This is a genomic window from Streptomyces triticirhizae (assembly GCF_003696235.1).
Lineage (GTDB): Bacteria > Actinomycetota > Actinomycetes > Streptomycetales > Streptomycetaceae > Streptomyces > Streptomyces triticirhizae.
In genome coordinates, this window is the sequence record NZ_RFFJ01000003.1 from 67,789 (window position 1) to 88,704 (window position 20,916).

18 protein-coding genes are annotated in these 20,916 nt (G+C 72.3%); 12 read left to right on the forward strand and 6 right to left on the reverse strand.

The features are described 5' to 3' along the window. Nucleotides 1–17: 17 nt before the first annotated feature. A complete protein-coding gene (locus EBN88_RS01365) occupies nucleotides 18–482 on the reverse strand; it encodes a MarR family winged helix-turn-helix transcriptional regulator (protein WP_122181910.1) in 465 nt (154 codons plus the stop codon). A 200-nt stretch (nucleotides 483–682) separates the two neighbouring features. Here EBN88_RS01365 and EBN88_RS01370 point away from each other — a divergent pair, with 200 nt between their 5' ends. The 6 genes from EBN88_RS01370 (at nucleotide 683) to urtE (ending at nucleotide 6,705) form a co-directional block, all read left to right on the forward strand. Further along, on the forward strand, nucleotides 683–1,771 hold the full coding sequence (locus tag EBN88_RS01370) for a substrate-binding domain-containing protein (protein ID WP_122181911.1): 1,089 nt from the start codon (nucleotides 683–685) through the stop codon (nucleotides 1,769–1,771). Between the two features lie 185 nt (nucleotides 1,772–1,956). Then, nucleotides 1,957–3,204, forward strand: a complete 1,248-nt coding sequence (gene urtA, locus EBN88_RS01375) for an urea ABC transporter substrate-binding protein (protein WP_122181912.1) — start codon at nucleotides 1,957–1,959, stop codon at nucleotides 3,202–3,204. A 3-nt stretch (nucleotides 3,205–3,207) separates the two neighbouring features. Next, nucleotides 3,208–4,104, forward strand: a complete 897-nt coding sequence (gene urtB, locus EBN88_RS01380; protein ID WP_122181913.1) for an urea ABC transporter permease subunit UrtB — start codon at nucleotides 3,208–3,210, stop codon at nucleotides 4,102–4,104. Then, nucleotides 4,101–5,231 carry an urea ABC transporter permease subunit UrtC gene (urtC, locus tag EBN88_RS01385; protein WP_122181914.1) on the forward strand — a complete coding sequence of 377 codons (1,131 nt, stop codon included), beginning with the start codon at nucleotides 4,101–4,103 and terminating at the stop codon, nucleotides 5,229–5,231. Before urtB ends, urtC begins: the two co-directional genes overlap by 4 nt. After that, entirely contained in the window at nucleotides 5,228–6,010 is a 783-nt protein-coding gene (urtD, locus tag EBN88_RS01390) for an urea ABC transporter ATP-binding protein UrtD (protein ID WP_122181915.1), read from the forward strand. The genes urtC and urtD overlap by 4 nt, the downstream gene beginning before the upstream one ends. Beyond that, complete coding sequence (urtE, locus tag EBN88_RS01395) at nucleotides 6,010–6,705, forward strand: urea ABC transporter ATP-binding subunit UrtE (protein ID WP_122181916.1); 696 nt, start codon at nucleotides 6,010–6,012, stop codon at nucleotides 6,703–6,705. Before urtD ends, urtE begins: the two co-directional genes overlap by 1 nt. Before the next feature lie 71 nt (nucleotides 6,706–6,776). Here urtE and EBN88_RS01400 read toward each other — a convergent pair whose 3' ends face one another. Continuing rightward, nucleotides 6,777–8,528, reverse strand: a complete 1,752-nt coding sequence (locus tag EBN88_RS01400; RefSeq protein WP_325052709.1) for a VanW family protein — start codon at nucleotides 8,526–8,528, stop codon at nucleotides 6,777–6,779. Nucleotides 8,529–8,668: 140 nt separating this feature from the next. Next, nucleotides 8,669–9,127 carry an ATP-binding protein gene (locus EBN88_RS01405; RefSeq protein WP_122181917.1) on the reverse strand — a complete coding sequence of 153 codons (459 nt, stop codon included), beginning with the start codon at nucleotides 9,125–9,127 and terminating at the stop codon, nucleotides 8,669–8,671. A gap of 266 nt (nucleotides 9,128–9,393) precedes the next feature. On the opposite strand from EBN88_RS01405, the gene EBN88_RS01410 reads away from it, so the two are divergent. From EBN88_RS01410 to wrbA, 3 genes are all read left to right on the forward strand, one after another. After that, nucleotides 9,394–10,257, forward strand: coding sequence for a helix-turn-helix domain-containing protein (locus EBN88_RS01410; protein ID WP_122181918.1), 864 nt, complete (start codon nucleotides 9,394–9,396; stop codon nucleotides 10,255–10,257). Further along, nucleotides 10,254–10,493: a DUF397 domain-containing protein gene (locus EBN88_RS01415; RefSeq protein WP_122181919.1), complete on the forward strand. Its 240-nt coding sequence runs from the start codon at nucleotides 10,254–10,256 to the stop codon at nucleotides 10,491–10,493. The genes EBN88_RS01410 and EBN88_RS01415 overlap by 4 nt, the downstream gene beginning before the upstream one ends. A gap of 287 nt (nucleotides 10,494–10,780) precedes the next feature. Further along, nucleotides 10,781–11,389 (forward strand): NAD(P)H:quinone oxidoreductase, encoded by a 609-nt coding sequence (gene wrbA / locus EBN88_RS01420; RefSeq protein ID WP_122181920.1) that lies wholly within the window; start codon nucleotides 10,781–10,783, stop codon nucleotides 11,387–11,389. A 98-nt stretch (nucleotides 11,390–11,487) separates the two neighbouring features. Here wrbA and EBN88_RS01425 read toward each other — a convergent pair whose 3' ends face one another. Continuing rightward, entirely contained in the window at nucleotides 11,488–12,987 is a 1,500-nt protein-coding gene (locus tag EBN88_RS01425; protein ID WP_122181921.1) for an MDR family MFS transporter, read from the reverse strand. Nucleotides 12,988–13,579: 592 nt separating this feature from the next. On the opposite strand from EBN88_RS01425, the gene EBN88_RS01430 reads away from it, so the two are divergent. Genes EBN88_RS01430 through EBN88_RS01440 form a run of 3 tightly spaced genes read left to right on the forward strand, consistent with a single transcriptional unit; the run spans nucleotide 13,580 to nucleotide 17,729 of the window. Next, nucleotides 13,580–16,267, forward strand: coding sequence for an alpha/beta fold hydrolase (locus tag EBN88_RS01430; protein ID WP_122181922.1), 2,688 nt, complete (start codon nucleotides 13,580–13,582; stop codon nucleotides 16,265–16,267). Nucleotide 16,268: 1 nt separating this feature from the next. Next, on the forward strand, nucleotides 16,269–17,147 hold the full coding sequence (locus EBN88_RS01435) for an ABC transporter permease (protein WP_122181923.1): 879 nt from the start codon (nucleotides 16,269–16,271) through the stop codon (nucleotides 17,145–17,147). Between the two features lie 30 nt (nucleotides 17,148–17,177). Beyond that, nucleotides 17,178–17,729: a GrpB family protein gene (locus EBN88_RS01440; protein WP_122181924.1), complete on the forward strand. Its 552-nt coding sequence runs from the start codon at nucleotides 17,178–17,180 to the stop codon at nucleotides 17,727–17,729. 142 nt (nucleotides 17,730–17,871) lie between these two features. Here the strand turns inward: EBN88_RS01440 and EBN88_RS01445 are convergent, their stop codons facing one another. Both EBN88_RS01445 and EBN88_RS01450 read right to left on the reverse strand, forming a co-directional pair. After that, nucleotides 17,872–19,452, reverse strand: coding sequence for a S8 family peptidase (locus EBN88_RS01445; RefSeq protein WP_122181925.1), 1,581 nt, complete (start codon nucleotides 19,450–19,452; stop codon nucleotides 17,872–17,874). Nucleotides 19,453–19,822: 370 nt separating this feature from the next. Further along, entirely contained in the window at nucleotides 19,823–20,770 is a 948-nt protein-coding gene (locus EBN88_RS01450) for a sporulation protein (RefSeq protein WP_122181926.1), read from the reverse strand. Between the last annotated feature and the right edge of the window lie 146 nt (nucleotides 20,771–20,916).

Below are 20,916 nucleotides of genomic sequence, written 5' to 3' on the forward strand. Positions count from 1 at the left end.
GCCGGCGGCCCCGTGGTTCAGCGGCCGTTGATCGCCGGGGCGGGCAGCGCGACCGGGACCTCAAGGCGGGCTATCAGCCGGTCGAGCAGCGCCACCAGCAGCGGGTCGTCCTCGTCGGCCGGGAGGGCGGACCAGACCGCGCGCACCCGTTCCGCCAGCCGCAGATGGGCCTCACGACCGCGCGGGGTGAGCCCCGCCACCACCCGCCGCCGGTCGAGGGGATCGACCCTGCGGTGTACCAGGCCATCGTCCACGAGTTGGTCCACCAGCCGGGTCAGGGTCGGAGGCGGAAGCTGGGTCCGGTCGGCGATGGCCGTCATGCCCTGGCCCGGGCTCTCGGAGAGCAGCGACAGCACCCGCCAGGACTCCACCGAACACCCCGTCTCCTCCAGGGCGGTCCGCAGCCTGCGGGCCGCGAGCCGCTCGGCGCGCGACAGCAGGGCGGCCACATCGTCCGGGTGGGACGCGGCAGTTGGGGGCATCTCACTCCTTCGGACGACGGGTCTCCATGGTACAAACGCCGGCGGGCATGGTCGTTCGACGCGGAGGCCCCGCCCCCGCCGGTCGCCCCTCCCGCGCCCCGCCCCAGCGCCCACGCTCCCGCAGCGCCCCGCTCCCCGGCCCGCATCTCGCTGTGCGGCCGCGCCGCCCGGCCCGGCCGCACAGGGGCCATCATGGGCGGATGGCCCTCGGGGACTGGCTCGCGCCCGACGCCGACTCACTCGGCGTCGCCCTGGTGGTGCCCCGGCGCGGCCCCGCCGGAATCTTCGGCCCCGCCTGCGAGTTGTGCGCCCAGCTCGCCGCCGACGAGGTCAACGCCGACGGCGGCGTGCTCGGCCGCGCCCTCCGCCTGGTGCCGGTGGACGGCGGCGCCCCGCCGCACCGCGTGGCCGCCGAGGTCGAGGCGCTGGTCAGCGCCGGCATCGTGGAGGGCGTGACGGGCTGGCACATCTCCTCGGTCCGTCAGGCGGTCGCCCCCAGGGTCGCCCACCGGGTGCCCTATGTGTATACGGCCCTCTACGAGGGCGGCGAGGACTCGGCCGGTGTCTTCCTCACCAGCGAGACCCCCGACGGACAACTCCGCCCCGCCATGCGCCTGCTGGCCGCCGAGCGGCGGGTGCGCCGCTGGTACGTCGTCGGCAACGACTACGTCTGGCCCCGCCGCACGGCCCTCGCCGCCCGCCGCTACGCCCGCGAGGAGGCCGGCCGGATCGTCGGCGAGGACTATCTCCCGCTGGGCACCGAGGACTTCGCCCCCACGCTGCGCCGGATCGAGCGCAGCGAGGCCGACGCGGTGTTGATGCTGCTGGTCGGCAGCGACGCCGTGCGGTTCAACCGGGCCTTCGCCGCGTTGGGTCTGGACCGGCGCGCCCTGCGGCTGAGCACCCTGATGGACGAGAACATGCTCGCCGCCAGCGGCCCCGACGCCACCCGGGGCCTCAGCGCGACCGGCGGCTTCTTCGCCGCCCTGGCCACCGCCGACACCCTTGACTTCCAGGGGCGTTACACCGCCCGGTTCGGCGTGGACGCGCCGGCGCCCAGCGCCCTGGGCGAGTCCTGCTACGAGGGCGTGCTGCTGCTGGCGGCGTTGGTCGGTCGGGCCGGCTCGGTGGCGGTGCCGGCCATCGAGTCCACGGCGCCCGAGGTGAGTTACCAGGGCGCCCGGGGCGAACTGCGGCTGCGCGGCCGGCATGTGCGGCAGCGCATCTACCTCGCCGAGGCGGACGGCATGGACTTCGCCGTCACCGCTGACCTGGACGACTGGGCCTGAGACGCCGTGATACTTCCGAACGGAAGTATTAACCACCGTGAAATTCCCGGGTAATAAGGCGATTTGAAGCTGTGGCGTGCCCTCGTCGGGCGGCGTGGCCCGGCGTTCCCCTCGCACCCCCGGCCGCACCCGCAGCCGCCGGGGACCAGTATCCCCGGTCCGTCCGGGGACAAGGAGGACGAGAGATGCTCCCCATAGCCCGGGTACGCCGACTCGCCGCGATCGCGGTCGCCTCGGCCACCGCCCTCGCCCTGACCGCCTGTGGCGCCAAGACCGGCGAGGAGAGCGCCAACGCCGCCGCCACCGTCGACACCTCCGGCGACACCATCAAGGTCGGCCTGCTGAACTCGCTCTCCGGCACCATGGCCATCAGCGAGGTGACGGTCCGCGACGCGCTGATGCTCGCCATCGAGGAGATCAACGCCGACGGCGGCGTGTTGGGCAAGCAGATCGAGCCGATCAGCGAGGACGGCGCCTCGGACTGGCCCACCTTCGCCGAGAAGTCCGAGAAGCTCATCCAACAGGACCAGGTGGCGGCCGTGTTCGGCTGCTGGACCTCCGCCAGCCGCAAGGCGGTGCTGCCCGTCTTCGAGCAGAACGGCTCGCTGCTGTTCTACCCCGTGCAGTACGAGGGCCTGGAGCAGTCGCCCAACATCTTCTACACCGGGGCCACCACCAACCAGCAGATCGTTCCCGCCCTCGACTACCTGGTCGAGGAGGGCGTCGAGTCGCTGTACCTGGTCGGCAGCGACTACGTCTTCCCGCGTACCGCCAACCGGATCATCCGCGCCTACGCCGAGGAACACGGCATCGAGATCGTCGGCGAGGACTACGCCCCGCTGGGCTCCACCGAGTTCTCTACCATCGCCAACAAGGTCGAACAGGCCGGCGCCGACGCCGTGTTCAACACGCTCAACGGGGACAGCAACGTCTCGTTCTTCTCCGAGTACGCGGCCACCGGCCTCACCGCCGAGACGATGCCCGTGCTGTCGGTCTCGATCGCCGAGGAGGAGGTCAAGAGCATCGGCGCCGAGAACCTGGAGGGCCAGCTGACCTCCTGGAACTACTACCAGACCACCGAGGGCGAGGCCAACGAGGAGTTCGTCGCCGCCTTCCAGGAGCGCTACGGCGCCGACCGCCCCACATCCGACCCGATGGAGGCCGCCTACACCTCGGTCTACCTGTGGGCCGCGATGGTCGAGGAGGCCGGCTCCTTCGAGGTGGAGGACGTCCGCGCGGCGGCCGACGGGATCACGTTCGAGGCCCCCGAGGGCACCGTCACCGTGGACGGCGAGACCCAGCACATCCACAAGACCGCGCGCATCGGCCGGATCGGCGCGGACGGCCTGATCACCGAGGTGTGGAGCAGCGAGGAGCCCATCAGGCCCGACCCCTACCTGAGGGACTACGACTGGGCCGAGGGCCTGTCCTGACCCATGACCGTCATCCTCAGCCAGTCGTTCACGGGCATCAGCATCGGCGCCGTGCTGCTGCTGATCGCCCTGGGCCTGTCCCTGACCTTCGGTCAGATGGGCGTGATCAACATGGCGCACGGCGAGTTCATCATGGCCGGCGCCTACACCGTCTACGTCGTCCAGAAGTCGATCGACTCCGCCGGCACCTCGCTGCTGATCTCCCTTCCCCTGGCCTTCCTGGTCGCCGGCGCCATGGGCGTGCTCCTGGAGTGGCTGCTGATCCGCCGCCTCTACGCCCGCCCGTTGGACACCCTGCTGGTCACCTGGGGTGTCTCGCTGATGCTCCAGCAGCTGGCCCGGGACATCTTCGGCGCGCCCAACGTGAACGCCCAGGCGCCGAGTTGGCTGAGCGGCCGGATCACCCTGGTCGACGGGGAGCACTCGTTGACCCTGGCGCACAGCCGGCTGTTCATCCTGGGCCTGGCGATCGCGGCGGTGGTCGCGCTCACCCTGACCCTGCGCCGCACCTCCCTGGGCCGGCGGATCAGGGCGGTGGTGCAGCACCGCGACCTCGCCGAGGCATCGGGGATCGCCACCGGCCGGGTCGACCGGATCACCTTCTTCATCGGCTCGGGCCTGGCGGGGCTCGCCGGCGTCGCGCTGACGCTGGTGGGCCCGATCGGACCCACGATGGGCACCAACATCATCATCGACGCCTTCCTGGTGATCGTGGTCGGCGGCATCGGCCAGCTGCGGGGCGCGGTGATCGCGGCGTTCGCGCTGGGCGTGTTGCAGGCCGTGATGGAGTACTCGACGACGGTCAGCGTCGCCCGGGTCACCGTGCTGGTCGCCATCGTGGCCTTCCTCCAGTGGCGTCCCCAAGGCATCTACACCCTGCGCACCCGGAGCCTGGCATGACCGACCACCAGACCGAGACCGGGACCGGCAACGGGACCGGCGACGAGACCACGACCGGGAACGGGAGCGGGGCGCGGGGCGCGCGCTGGCGGCTGGCCGGCGGCTACGCGGCGGCCGCCGTGCTGCTGTTCGCCGTGGCGCCCGCCGTGCTGTCCGACTTCCGGCTCGAACAGCTCGCCCGCTACCTCTGCTTCGCCATGGTCGCCGTCGGCATCTCGCTGGCCTGGGGCCGCGGCGGGATGCTGACCCTGGGCCAGGGGCTCTTCTTCGGCCTCGGCGGCTACGCCATGGCCATGCACCTCAAGCTCGCCGACGCCGGCCCGGGACAGCTGCCCGACTTCATGCTGCTCTACGGATCGACCGACCAACTCCCCTGGTGGTGGGAGCCGTTCCGCTCGCCGGTCGTCGCGATCGCCGCCGTCTTCCTGGTGCCGATGGCGGTGGCCGCCGTGATCGGCTTCCTGGTCTTCCGCCGGCGGGTGCGCGGCGCCTACTTCGCGATCCTCAGCCAGGCCCTGGCCGCCGCCTTCGCCATCCTGCTCATCGGCCAGCAGGCCACCACCGGAGGCACCAACGGGCTGACCAACTTCCAGGGCTTCTTCGGCTTCGCCCTCAACGACCCGATCAACCGCAGGACCGTCTACTTCGTCATCGCCGGCACCCTGCTGGCGCTGATGCTCCTCACCCGCCAGCTCTTCCTCAGCCGCTACGGCGAACTGCTGGTAGCCGTCCGGGACTCGGAGGAGCGGGTCCGCTTCCTCGGCTACGACCCGGCGCTGGTCAAGCTGGTCGCCTATGTGGTCTCGGCCGGCATGGCCGGGCTGGCCGGGGCGCTGTTCGTGCCGGCGGTCGGGATCATCTCGCCGGCGCTGATCGGCATCGTGCCGTCCATCCAGTTCCTGATCGGCGCCGCCATCGGCGGCCGGGCCAGCCTGGTCGGGGCGGCGCTGGGCGCCATCGCCGTCGCCTGGGCCCAGACCACGCTCTCCGAGGAGTTCCCCGCCGCCTGGACCTACTTCCAGGCCGGCCTGTTCATCGTGGTCGTGGCCTTCCTGCCCGGCGGCCTGATCTCCCTGCGGCAGCTGCTCACCCGCCGCCGCCCGACCCCCCTGGGAGCGAGCACATGACCGAGGAGGCCCTGCACGGCCTGACGATCTCCGAACTGCGCGTCTCCTTCGACGGGTTCACCGCGGTGGACGGCGTGGACCTGCGGGTCGGCCCCGGCGACCTCAGGTTCCTCATCGGCCCCAACGGCGCGGGCAAGACGACCCTCGTCGACGCCGTCACCGGCCTGGCCAGGGCCACCGGATCGGTGCGGTTCGGCGGCCGGGAGCTGCTGGGCCGGCCGGTGCACCGGATCGCGCGGCTGGGCATCGGCCGCACCTTCCAGACCGCGACCGTCTTCGAGAACCTCACCGTCGTCCAGAACCTCGACATCGCCGCCGGCGCCGGCCGCCGCCCCCTCACCCTGCTGCGGCAGCGCCGTTCGGTGCCGCCCGAGGTGGACGAGGCGCTGACCACCGTCGGCCTCGCGCCGCACGCCCACCGGCTGGCCGGCACCCTCTCCCACGGCCAGAAGCAGTGGCTGGAGATCGGGATGCTGCTGGTTCAGAACGTCGAACTCCTGCTGCTGGACGAGCCGGTGGCCGGCATGAGCCACGAGGAACGGGATGCCACCGGCGCGTTGTTGCGCACCGTGGCGTCCGAGCGCACGGTCGTGGTGATCGAGCACGACATGGAGTTCATGCGCGCCTTCGCCAGCAGCGTCACCGTGCTGCACGCCGGGCGGGTGCTCAGTGAGGGCAGTCCCGCCGAGGTGCGCGCCGACCCCCGGGTGCAGGAGGTCTATCTCGGCCACGCGCCCGAACGACCCACGGCCGCCGCGCACGTGGGGGAGGAGCCCTGATGCTGGAGATCACCGAACTCGTCGCCGGCTACGGCCGCAGCGACGTGCTGCACGGGGTGAGCCTCACCGTGCCCGAGGACGGCGTCGTCTGCGTGCTGGGACACAACGGCGCCGCCAAGTCCACGTTGCTGCGCGCCGTCCTCGGGCTGATCCGCCCGAGCGGCGGCCGCGTGCGGCTGGACGGGCGGGACGTCACCCGCCTGCCCGCGCACCGTAAGGTGCGGGCCGGGCTCGCCTACGTTCCGCAGGGGCAGCAGAGCTTCCCGCAGCTGACCGCCCTGGAGAACCTGCGGCTGGTCGCCGACGGGCGGGGCAGGGACGGCGCCCACGCGCTGGACGAGGCGCTCGACCTCTTCCCCGCGCTGCGCGAACTGGCCGGCCGCCGCGCCGGGTTGCTCTCCGGCGGCCAGCGGCAGCAGCTGGCCATCGCCCGGGCGCTGATCACCCGACCCCGCCTGCTGCTCCTCGACGAGCCGACCGAGGGCATCCAGCCCTCGGTGGTGGCCGAGATCCAGCGCACCATCCTGGAGTTGGCCGGCCGGGGCGGCCTGTCGGTGCTGCTGGTCGAGCAGCACATCGACTTCGCGCTGCGCGCCGCCCAGCGCTACCACGTGCTGGAGGCCGGCCGGATCACCTCCACCGGCGAGGGCGGCGAGGCCGCCAGGGACCGCGTGCGGGAGGCCCTCACCGTCTGAACGCGGCGAGCCCTGGCAGAAAGCCCGCGAGCCGCCCCGCCGACCGGGCACGGTCGGCGGGGCGGGCGGGCTCACTCCTCGTCCGGGCAGACGATCTCGTCCCTGGGCACGTAGTTGGTCTCGTAGGTCTCCCGGTCCACCTCGGCGCCGTCCCGCACGAAGATCCGCTCCACCGTGACGTCGAAGCCCTCCAGCGGCGGCTGCGGAACGCAGTCCTCGCCCTCGCCCTCGCGGCGCTCCGGCTCCTCGATGTTCTCCCGGGGCCCCGTCTCGGAACGGACCTCGTCGAACCGCTTGGTGCCCACGAAGGTCACGGTCACCGAGTCGTTGTCGGCCGAGGCCAGGACGTAGATCGCGTTCCCCGAGTCGTTGCGGAACCGCAGGTCGAGGCTGCCCCAGGCCACCGTGGCCTCCCGGCCCTCCGGGTAGCGCTCGATGTAGAACGAGTGCGCCCCGTACTCGACGATCTCCACGCCGGCGAAGAACATCGCGTTGAAGACCGTGGTGGCCACCGCCGAGACGCCGCCGCCCTGCGCCGTCTGGTACTGGTCGTCGAGGATGATCACGCCCTCGACGAAGCCGTTCTCCTCGGTGCGCTCCCCGACCGTCTCGTTGAAGCTCCACACCTCGTCGGGCAGCACCAGCGAGCCGTTGATCAGCTGGGCCGCGCGGCCGATGTTGGTGATGCGGTAGGGAGCGGGCTCGAACTCCACGGTGAAGCTGGAGATCTCCTCCACCAGCCCCAGGTCGCGGTAGTTCTCCTCGCTGAGGGCCGGCTCCACGGTCTCCATGGGCAGCAGGCCCGTGCGCGCCCGCTCGCCGCCACGGTCGAGCAGCGGCAGCACCGCGTCCCCCACCTCGTCGACGGCGACCCGGCTGCCTTCGGCGCCGCCGGAGGCGACCACGGAGCCGCCGTCGAGGCTCAGCGTCGCGTCGGTCGGCTCCACCGAGGCGTCCTCGAACAGCGGCACCACCCGCTCGTCCTCGACCAGCCCCTCGGCGTCCAGCCGGGGCTCCAGCCGTCCCTCCTCGTCGGGTTCCATCGCGAGATGGTCGCCCAACACCTCGGGGCTCAGGGACACCCGCGCCGAGCCGTCCTCGCTCACCAGCGTGACCGGGCCCGACATCGCCGGCTCGGCGAACTCCTCGACCGCGCGCGCCACCTCGTCCTCGTCGGTGAGCGGCTCGGCCAGCGAGACGGGCAGCCGCACGGGCTGCGCCTCCTCGTTGAGATAGGCGGCGCGCAGCATCTCGACGGAGCGCTCCACGTCCAGCGCGGTGCCGGCCGACGGCTCGGTGACCCGCACCCGGCCGTCCTCGAAGTCCACCGCGCCCTCGGTCACGGCCGCGTCGGCGTGCTCGGCGACGCCGGTGAGCGCCGCCTCGCTGCGCTGCTCGTGCTGCACCACCACGGGGTCGAGCGCGCCGCCGCCGACGCCGAAGAGGCGGCCCAACAGCCCGGGCCGGTCGGCCTGTTCGACGGTCGCCGAGACGTCGAGCAGCAGCCCGGCCTCCTCCGGGTCCACCTCGTACACGTTCTCGTCGTCCTCGCCGATCATCACCAGGACCGGGGCCAGCCGGTCCTCGCTCAGCTCGGCGTTGAGCCGCTCCCTGGCCGCCTCGTCGGAGAGGCCGCCGATGTCGACGCCCAACACGGTGGTGCCGGCGGCTATCCGCCCGCCCCAGAGCATCCCGGCCAGCACATAGAGCAGCACGGTGGCCAGCAGGCCGGCGCCGCCCCACAGGGCCCAGCGCTGCCAGGGGGGAGGGGCGGGAGCCGGTATCCGGGGAGGCTCGGCCGGGATCGGCGGGATGACGGCCACGGAACTCCCTTGAGGCGACGGGCGACGAGCGTGCGACGCGGGAAGTGCGGCCGGGAAGGCCGGCGCCCCGGAAGGCTAGCAAAGAGCGCGCCGCCGGCGATGCCCGGGGCGCGGCACGGGTCGAGGACGGAGCGGACCGGTCAGGCGGCCCCGGGGCCGTTCCCGTTCCTCCACCGGGGCTGCGGCACGCGGTCGCAGGCGGCGGACAGTTCGGCCCACACGGTGCAACCCGACCAGTGGTCCGGGGAGATCACGCCCCAGCGGGCGGCGAGCGCGTCGAGCAGCAGCAGCCCCCTGCCGTTCTCCGCGTCCGCGTCGGCGGCGCGCGGCGGCCCGAGCGAGGGCCCGGCCCCCTCGTCGGCGACCTCGATCCGCAGCACCTGGCCGCTGGACCACAGCAGACATCTGACCTGACTACTCTGCGTGTGCAGGATGGCGTTGGTGACCAGCTCCGAGACGATGAGCTGGGCGTTGTCACAGGTGGTGCTCGGCAGGCCCCAGCCGTACAGTTGGTGCCGCACCCGTCGGCGAGCCGCGGCGACGGAGGTGTCCCTGGCGGGCAACGCGAAGCTCTCGCCCGGCGGTTGGGCGGGCCGCATCGCCGGAGCTGGCAGGGGGGACGGCGGCACGCCGTGAGTAGGAGCCACGGGTGAGGTCGCCTTCCGGGGAACTGGAGCCGTCGTGAGCCGGGTCACGCGTTAACTATGCGTTCTCCTGAGGGCTCTGCGCAAGAGGAGTTCTGCAATTCGCAGAAAGCGAAGAGATCTCTGTGGATGTCGCTACCCGGTGTGGCAAACTTCTATGCAGCGTAGGCGAGATGACATAGGCGCGGGACCAACGAGACGAAGCGGCAAGGGGAACCAAGGTGGCAGAGGCGCGGTCGGGGCCCACCGTGGGACAGATCGTCCTGGGGTTGCGGCTGAAGGAGTTGCGCGAGTCAGCCGGGTGTTCCTTCGCCGACGCCGCCGCCGCGCTGAGCGTCAACACCACGACCGTGCGGCGGATGGAGAAGGCCGAGGTCGGCCTCAAACCCCTGTACGTGAAGGCGCTGTTGGAGCGGTACGGCGTCGGCGCCGAGGAGGCTGAATCCTTTCTCCGGCTGGTGGACGAGGCCAACCGCCCCGGCTGGTGGCACCGGTTCCGCGACGTGCTGCCGGACTGGTTCAGCCTCTATGTGAGCCTGGAGGGCGAGGCCAGCCTCATCCGGGCCTACGAACCACACTGCGTGCCGGGTCTGTTGCAGACCCCGGCCTATGCGCGCGCCCTGCTGCGCACCGGGTTTCCCGGCGCCTCCGACGAGGAGATCGAGCGCCGGGTAGCGCTGCGGATGGAACGTCAGGAGCTGCTCACGCGGCCCCGCGCCCCGCTGCTGTGGGCCGTGGTCGAGGAGCATGTGCTGAGGCGTCGGGTCGGCACGGCCGCGGAGATGCTCCAGCAGATCGACCGGCTGATCGAGGCGACGCAGTTGCCCAACGTCACCCTCCAGATCATGCCGTTCAGCGCCGGACCCCATCCCGGCATGTTCGGGCCGTTCCAGCTCTTCCGATTCGAGATCCCGGAGCTGCCCGACATCATCTACGCCGAAAGTCTGACCGGCGCGACCTACCTCGACGAGCGGCCCGACACCGTGGCCTATCTGGAGGTTCTGGACCGCATGGGTACGCAAGCGGCGTCAGCGCAGGACACCGAGGCTCTCCTCGGTGAGATTCGCAAGGAGCTGACCGCATGATCAAGCACATCTACAACGGGATGCCGGCCAGGGAACTGGGCAGCGAGGGGTGGCGCAAGCCGTGGAGCGGCACCAACGGCGGCAACTGCGTCGAGGCGCTCAAGCTGGCCGACGGCCGGGTGGCGATCCGTCAGTCGACCGATCCCGACGGCCCGGCGTTGATCTACACCATGCACGAGATCGAGACCTTCATCCGTGGCGCCAAGCGCGGTGAGGCCGACTTCCTCTTCGCCTGAGCGTTCCGCCCCGAGCCGTCGAACCGTCCCCCGTGCTTGACCGCCAGTCCACTCGACCCCCACCCCCACCCCCACCCCCACGCCCCTGACCCACCGACCCCCAAGCCATGGCGTGGGGGTCGTTCTCATGTGCGGTCCCGCCGTGCTCGCGGTCCCGCCGTGCTCGCGGTCCCGCCGTGCCGGCCCGGATGTGATGTGGGTCTCAACCGGGGAGGGGAAGATCCCTCGGTCGTTTACGGTTCAACTAACCGTTATCCGTTGACCAACCCCCTCCGGAGGTCCGCTTCATGAGTTCTCCCGTCAAGCTCGCCGTCGTCTACTACTCCTCCACCGGCACCGTCGCGCGGATCGCCTCGGAGCTGGGTGAGGCGGCGACCAAGGCCGGCGCCGAGGTGCGGGTGCTGAAGGTGGCCGAGCTGGCCCCGGCCGAGGCCATAGCGTCCAACGAGGCCTGGGCGGCGCACGCGGCGGCCAGCGCCGACGTGCCGGTGGCCACCCCCGAGGACATCGAGTGGGCGGACGCCGTGATCCTCGGCACCCCGACCCGGTTCGGCAACGTGGCCGCGCAGCTCAAGCAGTTCCTCGACCAGCTCGGCGGCCTGTGGGCGTCGGGCAGGCTGGCGGACAAGGTCTACAGCGGCTTCGTCGGCACCAGCACCCAGCACGGCGGTCAGGAGTCCACGCTGCTGGCGCTCTACAACTCGGTGCACCACTTCGGCGGCGTGCTGGTCGCCCCCGGCTACACCGACCCCGCCAAGTTCGCCGACGGCAACCCCTACGGCACCTCCCACGTGGACGCCCAGGGCGCCAACCCCGTCGACGACGTGACGGTCAACGCCGCCCGGGTGCAGGCCGAGCGCGTGGTCCGCTTCGCCGCCGCGATCAAGGCGGCCTGACCGCAGCCGCCCGAGCGGGCGACACGCGCGAACCCCCGCCGCCCACCCCGAACCCGGGGCGGAGCGACGGGGGTTCGCCGCGTCGAGGGGACGCGCGGTCAGCGACCGGTACCGGTGTGCGTCCGCAGCGCGACCTCGCGGATGAAGACGGTCAGCAGCAGCGAGCCCAGGGCGATGGGCGCGGCCACCAGGAAGACGTCGGCGATGCCGTGCCCGTAGGCGCTGGCGATCACCGTCCGCACCGGCCCCGGCAGCGTGCTCATGTCCGGGATCTGGCCGCCGCCCCCCGCCGGCACCACGCCCAGCTCGGCCAGGCCCGAACGGGAGTACTCGGCGACCCGGTTGGCCAGCAGCGCGCCCAGCACCGCCACGCCGATCGCGCCGCCGAAGGTCCGGAAGAACGCCACCATCGAGCTGGCCGCTCCCAGATCCTGGGGTCCGACCACGTTCTGCGCCGCCAGCACCAGGTTCTGCATGGTCATCCCGACGCCCAGGCCGAGCAGCAGCATGGCGGCGGCGACCTCCCAGTACGGGGTGTCGTAGCGCACGGTGCCCAGCAGCGCGCAGCCGGCCGTCAGCAGCACCCCGCCGGCCAGCAGCCAGGACTTCCAGCGGCCGGTGCGGGTGATCAACCGGCCCGAGACGGTCGAGGAGAGCGTCATGCCGACGATCATCGGGATGGTCATCACCCCGGACATCGTGGCGCTCTCGCCGCGCGCCAGCTGGAAGTACTGCGCGAAGAAGACCGTGCCGGCGAGCATGGCCACGCCGACCAGCAGCGAGGTGGCCGAGGTGAGCGCGATGGTGCGGTCGCGGAAGAGCCGCAGCGGAATGATCGGTTCCGCTGCCCTGGTCTCCACGACGACGAAGAGCACGGCCAGCAGCAGCGAGCCGCCCACCATCGCGAGGGTCTGCCAGGACATCCAGTCGTAGGAGTCGCCGGCGAGGGTCACCCAGATCAGCAGCAGCGAGACCGAGGCGCTGACCAGCACGGCGCCCGCCCAGTCGATGCGCACCCCGTAGCGGCGCGCCCGGGGCAGCTTGAGCGTGCGGTGGAGCACCACCAGCGCGGCGACGGCGAACGGGACGCCGATGTAGAAGCACCAGCGCCAGCCGAGCCAGGAGGTGTCGGTGATCACGCCGCCGATGAGCGGCCCGCTCACGGTGGCGGCGGCGAAGGTCGCGCCCAGATAGCCGCTGTACCGGCCACGCTGCCGGGGCGGGATCATGGCGGCCAGGATGATCTGCGAGAGCCCGATCAGGCCGCCGACGCCCAGGCCCTGGAACACCCGCACGGTGATCAGCATGGCCGGGTTCTGGGAGAGGCCGGCGATCATCGAGCCGATCACATAGATGGTCAACGCGGCCTGGATCAACAGCTTCTTGTCGAAGAGGTCGGCGAGCTTGCCCCACAGCGGCATCGAGGCGGTCATCGCCAGCAGGGTGGCGGTGACGACCCAGGTGAAGGCGGACTGCCCGCCGCCGAGGTCGGCGATGATGCGCGGCAGCGCGTTGGTGACGATGGTGGAGGAGAGGATCGCGGCGAACATTCCGAGCAGGAGCCCGGAGAGCGCCCGCATGATCTCCGGGTGCGTCATGTCCGGAGCCGTGGCGGGCGCCGTTCCCTCGGGCGGGGCGCCCTCGGGCGCGGTTTCGGCCGCCGGGGTCGCCGGCGGCCGGACGATCTCGGGCAGGGTCGCCGGATCGGGTATGGATTCCCTACTGTGCGTGGTCAAACGATCTCCCCATGATGTGGTTCCGCTCGTGACCCTATGACAAGGTGCTTATTACACGTAAACGAATTGGGGAAAGCTTTAGACGTTCTGGGGTATTCCGTACGTTCCCCGGCGCCCGTCCGCGCGCCCGGTTGGGCGAGCCCCTTCCGAATGCGCCCGGTAACGCCGAGCGGTGCTCGTCTATTCCCGGCCCGCGTTGGCGGACGGTGTGAACTCCCGCACACTCACCCGGCGTTGACCAGTCGGTTTCGCGCCGTCAGCCCCCGGCGCCGGTGCGGTGTCGGCGCGGCGCCGACCGCGTTCATTCCGGCGGGAATTCCCCGGCGGGTTTGACAAGACGCCGGCCGCGCACCGACGTTACCCACGCGGCGCCGGGGACGGTCGCGAAAGGGCCGCCGGCACCATTGGGTAGCGTGGGGCGATCAACGACCGCCCGAAGGGACGCCGCTCGGTCATGAGAATTCGCTGGCCCAAGACCACCCGGCGGGCCTGGGCCGGACTGGCGGCGCTCGCGCTGGTGGTCGGCGCCGGCACGGTCGGGCTCGCCGTCGCCGACGACCAGCCGCCCGTGCACCGCACCGACCGGGTCCTGACCATGCCGGAGTCCCCCGACTCCGACACCACCGTCGAGATCGACACCTCCTACTTCGTCGCCGAGGGCGAGGCGCCGCGCCCCGCCGTGCTGCTCGGGCACGGCTTCGGCGGCAGCAAGGAGGACACCCGCGAACAGGCCGAACGGCTGGCCGCTGACGGCTATGCCGTCCTGACCTGGTCCGCGCGCGGCTTCGGGGCCTCCACCGGCCGGATCGGCCTCAACGACCCCGACCGCGAGGTCGCCGACGTCTCCCGCCTCATCGACTGGCTCGCCGAACGCCCCGAGGTCACCCGGGACGGCCCGGGCGACCCCCGCGTCGGCCTGGCCGGCGCCTCCTACGGAGGCGCCATCGCCCTGCTGGCCGCCGGCCACGACCAGCGCGTCGACGCCATCGCGCCCGCCATCACCTACTGGGACCTGTCGGATGCGCTCTTCCCCAACGGCGTCTTCAAACAGCTGTGGGCCGGCATCCTGTTCACCACCGGAGCGGCCGACCCCGGCGTGGGCGCGCCACCCGAAGCGACCGCCGAGGACCCCGGATGCGGCCGGTTCACCGAGGAGTTGTGCGCCCTCTACCAGCGGGTCGCCGTGGCCGGCGAGCCGGACCCGGAGGCGCTCGCCGTGCTGCGGGAGCACAGCCCGGTGGCCGTGGGCGACCGGATCGACGTGCCCACGCTGATCCTCCAGGGCCAACACGACTCGCTCTTCCCGCTGGACCAGGCCGACGCGATGGCCGAGGCGCTGCGCGCCAACGGCGCCCAGGTCAGCGTCGAGTGGCTCTGGGCCGGACACGACGGCGGCATCTCGGAGGCCGAACGCACCGACGCGCGGATCGTCGACTGGTTCGACCGCCACCTCGGGGACGACCCGTCGGTGGGCACCGGGCCGCCGTTCCGCGTCACCCGGATCACCGGCTTCGACACCACCAACGGCGACACCCTGCTCGCCGGCGCGTCGGGCGCCGCCTACCCCGGCCTCCTCGGCGAGCCGGAGACCCTCGAACTGGCCGGCGAGCCCCAGACGTTCGTCAACCCGCCGGGCGGCGCGCCGGCCGCCGTCTCCACCGTTCCGGGGCTGGGCGGCCTCACCGGGCTCGGCGGCCTGGGCGTCTCCCCGGCCATCGACTTCCCCGGCCAGTACGCCCGGTTCGACTCCCTGCCGCTGACCGAGCCGCTCCGGGTCACCGGCGCGCCGACCGTGCGCCTCCGCGTCGCATCCGACACCGGGGCCGCCGTCCTCTTCGGCAAGCTCTACGACGTCGCGCCCGACGGCGAGAGCCAGTCGTTGCCCGCGCAGCTGGTCGCCCCGCTGCGCGTCGACGACCTCGACGACGGGCGCGTCATCACCTTCCAACTCCCCGCCGTCGACTACCCGTTCGAGGCCGGACACCGGCTGCGGCTGGTCGTCTCCAGCACCGACATCGGCTACGCCTCGCCCGCCGGGATCGCCCGCTACACCGTCGCCCTCGACGACCCGACCCTCACGCTGCCCACCGCCCCCGACATCGCCACCGCGCCGGCCGCGCTCGACTGGTGGGTGTGGGCGTTGCCCCTGACGGCGCTCGCCGTGGCGGCCGCGCTGCTCCTCACCCGAAAGCGCGGGGGGCGCACCACCTCCCACGACCCGGCGCTGGCCGAGGTGCCGCTGACCATCACCGGGCTGACCAAGCGCTACGCCAGGAACAGCGAACGCTACGCCGTGCGGGACCTGTCCCTGCGCGTCGAACGCGGCCAGGTGCTCGGCCTGTTGGGGCCCAACGGCGCCGGCAAGACCACCACGCTGCGGATGTTGATGGGCCTGATCACTCCCGACACCGGCGAGATCCGGATCTTCGGCCACCGCGTCGGGCCCGGCGCGCCGGTGCTCTCCCGGGTCGGTGCCTTCGTCGAGGGAGCCGGGTTCCTGCCGCACCTGACCGGCCGCGCCAACCTGGAGCTGTACTGGCGCGCGACCGGGCGCCCCGCCGCCGACGCGCACCTGGAGGAGGCGCTGGAGATCGCCGACCTGGGCACCGCGCTGGAGCGCCGCGTGCGCACCTACTCCCAGGGGATGCGCCAGCGACTGGCCATCGCCCAGGCGATGTTGGGCCTGCCCGAGCTGCTGATCCTGGACGAGCCGACCAACGGGCTCGACCCGCCCCAGATCCGCGCGATGCGCGAGGTGATGATCCGCTACGCCGCCGAGGGACGCACCGTGATCGTCTCCAGCCATCTGCTGGCCGAGGTCGAACAGACCTGCACCCATCTGGTGGTGATGGACGGCGGCCGGCTGGTCGCCTCGGGCCCGGTCGCCGAGATCGTCGGCTCCGGCGACACGGTGCTGGTCTCCACGGCCGAACCGGCCACCGACGCCTGGCTGAAGACCATCCGCCAGGTGCCGGGCGTCGGCGCGGCCACGCGCACCGAGGCGGGCGTGCTGGTCCGGCTCGACGCCATCGGGCCGGAACGGCTGGTCGCGGCCGCGGTCGAGGCCGGCATCCCGGTGAGCGGCCTGGTGCCGCACCGACGCCTTGAGGACGCCTTCCTGACCCTGATCGGCGGTGCCTGACATGACTCCCGACCTCGGCACCGAGGCAGCGGAGCGGGCCGAACGCGCCGCCGCCCCCGGCTACGTTCCCCGCCGCACCCTCCCGCTGCGCGTCGAGGCCGTCCGCCAGCTGCGCCGCCGCCGGACCCTGGTGGTGGGGCTGCTGCTGGCGGCGCTTCCGGCGCTGGTGGCGATCGCGTTCGCGGTGGGCGGCGCCCCCGACGACTCCGAGTCACCGCTGCTGGAAGCCGCCACCGCCTCCGGGCCCAACTTCGCCGCCGTCTGCCTCTATCTCTCCTCCGGCTTCCTGCTGGTGGTGCCGGTCGCGCTGTTCTGCGGCGACACGGTGGCCGCCGAGGCCGGCTGGTCCTCGCTGCGCTATCTGCTGGCGGCCCCGGTGCCCCGATGGCGGCTGCTGACCGCCAAGTTGCTGGTGGCGCTGGGCTTCTCGGCCCTCGCCATGGTGCTGCTGCCGCTGGCCGCGCTCGGCGTGGGCACCGCCGCCTACGGCTGGGGCGAGCTGCGGCTGCCGACCGGCGGCGCCCTGCCGGCGGGGGAGTCCGTGCTCCGGCTGGGCATCGCGCTGGCGGCGATCTTCGTCGGCCAACTGGTCACCGCCGCCCTGGCGTTCTGGCTCTCCACGGTCACCGACGCCCCGCTGGGCGCGGTGGGCGGCGCGATCGGGCTGACCATCGTCGGCTCCATCCTGGACGCCATCACCGCCCTGGGCGACTGGCGGCAGCTCATCCCCGCACACTGGCTCTACGCCTGGCTGGACGCGCTGCAACGGGACGTGGAGTGGAACGGCATGGTGCGCGGCGGCGCGGTCTCCCTCACCTACGCGCTGGTCCTGGTGGCCCTGGCCTACCGCCACTTCGCCCGCCGGGACATCGTCTCCTAGGTCGTGTCCGGACAAACCTAGAATGCCCGGATGCCTCTCTACATCGCGGACTACGATCCTTCCTGGCCCTCCCAAGCGGCCGACGCCATAGCGGAGTTGGCGGAGGCCGTGCCCGGCCTCTGCCGGACGGCCGAGCACGTGGGCTCCACCTCGGTACCGGGGCTCGCCGCCAAGCCCATCATCGACCTGATGGTCTCGGTCACCACCCTGGACGACGTGACCCCCGAGCGGGTGGCCGCGCTGACGCGGCTCGGCTACCGGTTCGAGGACGTCGGGATGCCCAACCGGCTGTTCTACTTCCGCGAACACACCGCCGGAGCGCGCGCCGGCGAGCGCAGCCACCACCTGCACATCGTCACGGCCGACAGCTGGGACACCCGCAACGAGCGCCTGTTCCGCGACCACCTGCGCGCCCACCCCGAGGTCGCCGCCGAGTACGAGGCCGTCAAGCGCCGCCTCGCGGCCGAGACCGACGACGGGTTCCTGTACACCAAGGCCAAGACCGAGATCATCCAACGCGGCGTGGACGCCGAGCGCACCCGGCGCGGCCTGCCCCTCGTCACGGTCTGGGAAGAGGCGTAGGGGCGTCCCGCCGCGCCGGCCGTGACGGGCGCGGGCCCTCCCCGCTCCGGGGAACGGGGAGGGCCCGCGCGCTGGTCACGCCGGGGGGCGTGCGATCAGACGTGGATCAGACGTGCGATCGGAACCGCGATCGGAACCGCGATCAGAACTGCAACGCCCAGGAGTTGAGGGTGCCCTGGTCGAGGCTGGCGTTGTCGGTCACCGTCAGGGTCCAGGTGCCGTCGGCCGCCACGCCCGCGCCCGGGATGCGGTAGGTGGCCACCAGGTCGTCCTGGCTGCCGCCGGCGCGGTCGCGGAGCACCTGGCTGGCGCCCTCCGGGTTGGTCAGCTCGATGGTGAGGTCGCCGATCCACGTGTGGCTGATGTCGAGGTCGACCTCGAAGACGCCGGCCAGCTCGCCGACGCCGCTCACCTCGATCTCCGAGGTGACCGAGGTGTTGTCGACGATGGCCACGGGGGTGCTGTTCTCGAACCGCTCGCCGGTCGGCGGGTTGCCGGGGCCCGAGCCGTCGCCGCTGATGTTGAGCAGGACGTTGGCGGTGCCACCGGGGACGCCGCTGAGCACGTCGCCCAGCCCCGCGCCGACCAGCGCGTCCTCGACCTCGGCCGGGGTCGCGTCCGGGTTCTCGGCCAGGTAGAGCGCGGCGGCGCCCGCCACGTGCGGGGTGGCCATCGAGGTGCCCGAGATGGTGTTCTCGGCGGTGTCGCTCGTGTTCCACGCCGAGGTGATCGCGCTGCCCGGCGCGAAGATGTCGACCACCGAACCCACGTTGGAGAACGGCGAGATGGAGTCGGTGTTGGTGCTCGACCCCACCGTGATGGCCTCCTCGACCCGCGCCGGGGAGCTGAGGGAGGCGTCGGCGCCGTAGTTGTTGCCGGCGGCGACCGCGTAGGTGATGCCCGTGTTGATCGAGTTCCGCACCGCCGTGTCCAGGGTGCTGTTGGCGCCGCCGCCGAGGCTCACGTTGACCACGGAGGGGCCGGAGGCGTTGGCGGTGATCCAGTCCACGCCGCCGACGACGGCCTCGATGGTGCCCGAGCCGTTGTTGTCGAGGACCCGGACGGAGACGAGGTCGGCGTTCTTGGCGACGCCGTACTCGGTGCCGCCGGCGGTGCCGGCGACATGGGTGCCGTGCCCGTTGCCGTCGTTGCCGTTCCCGCCGTAGGCGTCGAAGCCGAAGGTCGCCCGGCCGCCGAAGTCCTGGTGGGTGTGGCGGATGCCGGTGTCGAGGACGTAGATGGTGACGCCCTCGCCGCCGTGGTCCGGGTAGGTGTAGGAGTTGTCGAGCGGCAGCGAGGGCTGGTCGATCCGGTCCAGGCCCCAGGACGGCGGGTCGGTCTGGGTTGCGGTGGTGAACACCCGCTGGTTGTGGGTGACTTCGGCCACGGCCGGGTCGGCGGCCAGGGCCCGCGCCTCCGCCTCGGTGGCCTCGACGGCGAAGCCGTCCAGCGCGTGTCGGAAGACGCTGGTCACCTCCGCCCCGTGGGACTCGGCGAGGGCCTCGGCGGTCGCGGCGACGCCGCTGGTCACCTCGTCGCTGTCGAGCGTGACGAGGTAGCTGCCGGGCACGATGTTCTCGGCACCGGCGTTGGCGATGACCCCGAGGGGGGCGTCGCTGGCCTGGGCGCTGGCCGGTAGGGCGATTCCGGCGAGGACCACGCCGATGGCGGTGGCCAGTCCGGCGCCGCGCCGAAGTCGCGCCGACTTACGCGTCTTGTCCATCAGGCAACTGCTCCTTGTGAGGCGCATAGGGGGACTCTGCGATGAACGGTTTCAGCGTGCCCATGTCAAATCGTGATTTCCATGAGCACGTCACAACTGTCGATCTACGCGTGCAGATGCGCAAGGTCGCGACGGGATGCTTCACACGAACGACATCTCCTCGTAGCGGCAGGCGAGTTGACATCCCGGCGCGGGGTCGGCTGAGCGATCCGCCGCGCCTGTCGCGCGGGGGCCGTGCCGGACCTGAGCGGCGGCACCTGCCGGGCCCGCTCAGCTCCCGTCTGACCGGGGGATGTCGAACGGCCGCCGCCGCGCCGCCCGTCGGGTCCCGTGCGGCGCGCGCCGCACGGGACCCCGCAGCGGGACCGGCTCAGTCGTCGCCCTCGAACGCGTCGCCGATCTCGTCGATGATCTCCGCCGCGACCATGCCGCCGACCACCCCGGCCGCAAGACCGGCGACCGCGCCGCCGATGCCCATGCCGCCGCCCCCGTGGTCGTCGTGGTCCTTGTGCCCGTGGTGGCCCCCGCCACCGAAGAGACCCCCGGAGCGGCGCTCGCCGAGCTGCCGCAGCCAGGAGTCCACCAGCGCCGGGAAGTCGGTGCGCCCGACCTCCTCGTGGCTGACGGTGAAGAGGTTGAGCGCGTCGCCGCCGCCCCCGAAGAGCCCGCCGCGCCGGTCGGCCTCCAACACCACCGTCAGACCGGACGGGTTGGCCAGGAAGCTGATCTCGACCTCACGCATCGCGTGCGCGTGGTTCGGCCCCGGGGTCAGCTCGATCTCCTGGTAGAAGGGGAGGGTCTGGCCCGAGCCCCGGATCTGCCCCAGCTCCAGGTCGGCGGAGCGGAAGCCGAAGCCCAGCTGCCCGAAGGCGTCGAGCACCGCCTCCTGCACCGGCAGCGGACGGATCATCAGCGGGTCCAGGTCACCCTGGTCCACCGCGCCCGCCACCGCCAACTCGGTGCGCACTCCGAGCGGCACGCTCAGCGGCTGGCCGAAGACCTCGGTGATCGGCGTCTCCCAGGGCAGCTGGAAGGAGAACGGGATCGACAGCTCCTGCTCCTCCGCCAGCCGGAAGCCGCCGCCCACCACGACCCGGTGGAACTTCACCGTCCCGTGCCGCTCCTCGTCCCCCCGTTCCGCCTCGACCTGGGCGGCGAGGTCGAGGGTGACCTCCGTGATCTCCACGTCCATCGAGCCGCCACGCACCAGCACATCGCCGGAGACCGTGTCGCCTGGCAGCACCGTCTCCCGGTGCAGCACCGTGTCCACGGACGGGCCACCCACGCCCAGCTTCCCGAGCAACCGCTTGAACACCATGCCGGCGTTCTCCTCCTGTGTCGTCGCGACGTCCCCGGTCGGCCGGTCGGCCGCGTGCCCTGTGCCGCGTCGCCGAAACTGTCGACCGTTCAGTTGGTTCGGACAGTTCAACTGCCGCCGGACGTCGGCCGTTCCCGTTTCCGACG

Excerpts from the sequence above, each read along its gene's own strand:
- EBN88_RS01365 (WP_122181910.1), bottom strand. The coding sequence starts at position 482 with ATGCCCCCAACTGCCGCGTCCCACCCGGACGATGTGGCCGCCCTGCTG.
- EBN88_RS01370 (WP_122181911.1), top strand. The coding sequence starts at position 683 with ATGGCCCTCGGGGACTGGCTCGCGCCCGACGCCGACTCACTCGGCGTC.
- urtA (WP_122181912.1), top strand. The coding sequence starts at position 1,957 with ATGCTCCCCATAGCCCGGGTACGCCGACTCGCCGCGATCGCGGTCGCC.
- urtB (WP_122181913.1), top strand. The coding sequence starts at position 3,208 with ATGACCGTCATCCTCAGCCAGTCGTTCACGGGCATCAGCATCGGCGCC.
- urtC (WP_122181914.1), top strand. The coding sequence starts at position 4,101 with ATGACCGACCACCAGACCGAGACCGGGACCGGCAACGGGACCGGCGAC.
- urtD (WP_122181915.1), top strand. The coding sequence starts at position 5,228 with ATGACCGAGGAGGCCCTGCACGGCCTGACGATCTCCGAACTGCGCGTC.
- urtE (WP_122181916.1), top strand. The coding sequence starts at position 6,010 with ATGCTGGAGATCACCGAACTCGTCGCCGGCTACGGCCGCAGCGACGTG.
- EBN88_RS01405 (WP_122181917.1), bottom strand. The coding sequence starts at position 9,127 with ATGCGGCCCGCCCAACCGCCGGGCGAGAGCTTCGCGTTGCCCGCCAGG.
- EBN88_RS01415 (WP_122181919.1), top strand. The coding sequence starts at position 10,254 with ATGATCAAGCACATCTACAACGGGATGCCGGCCAGGGAACTGGGCAGC.
- wrbA (WP_122181920.1), top strand. The coding sequence starts at position 10,781 with ATGAGTTCTCCCGTCAAGCTCGCCGTCGTCTACTACTCCTCCACCGGC.
- EBN88_RS01425 (WP_122181921.1), bottom strand. The coding sequence starts at position 12,987 with ATGACGCACCCGGAGATCATGCGGGCGCTCTCCGGGCTCCTGCTCGGA.
- EBN88_RS01430 (WP_122181922.1), top strand. The coding sequence starts at position 13,580 with ATGAGAATTCGCTGGCCCAAGACCACCCGGCGGGCCTGGGCCGGACTG.
- EBN88_RS01435 (WP_122181923.1), top strand. The coding sequence starts at position 16,269 with ATGACTCCCGACCTCGGCACCGAGGCAGCGGAGCGGGCCGAACGCGCC.
- EBN88_RS01440 (WP_122181924.1), top strand. The coding sequence starts at position 17,178 with ATGCCTCTCTACATCGCGGACTACGATCCTTCCTGGCCCTCCCAAGCG.
- EBN88_RS01445 (WP_122181925.1), bottom strand. The coding sequence starts at position 19,452 with ATGGACAAGACGCGTAAGTCGGCGCGACTTCGGCGCGGCGCCGGACTG.
- EBN88_RS01450 (WP_122181926.1), bottom strand. The coding sequence starts at position 20,770 with ATGGTGTTCAAGCGGTTGCTCGGGAAGCTGGGCGTGGGTGGCCCGTCC.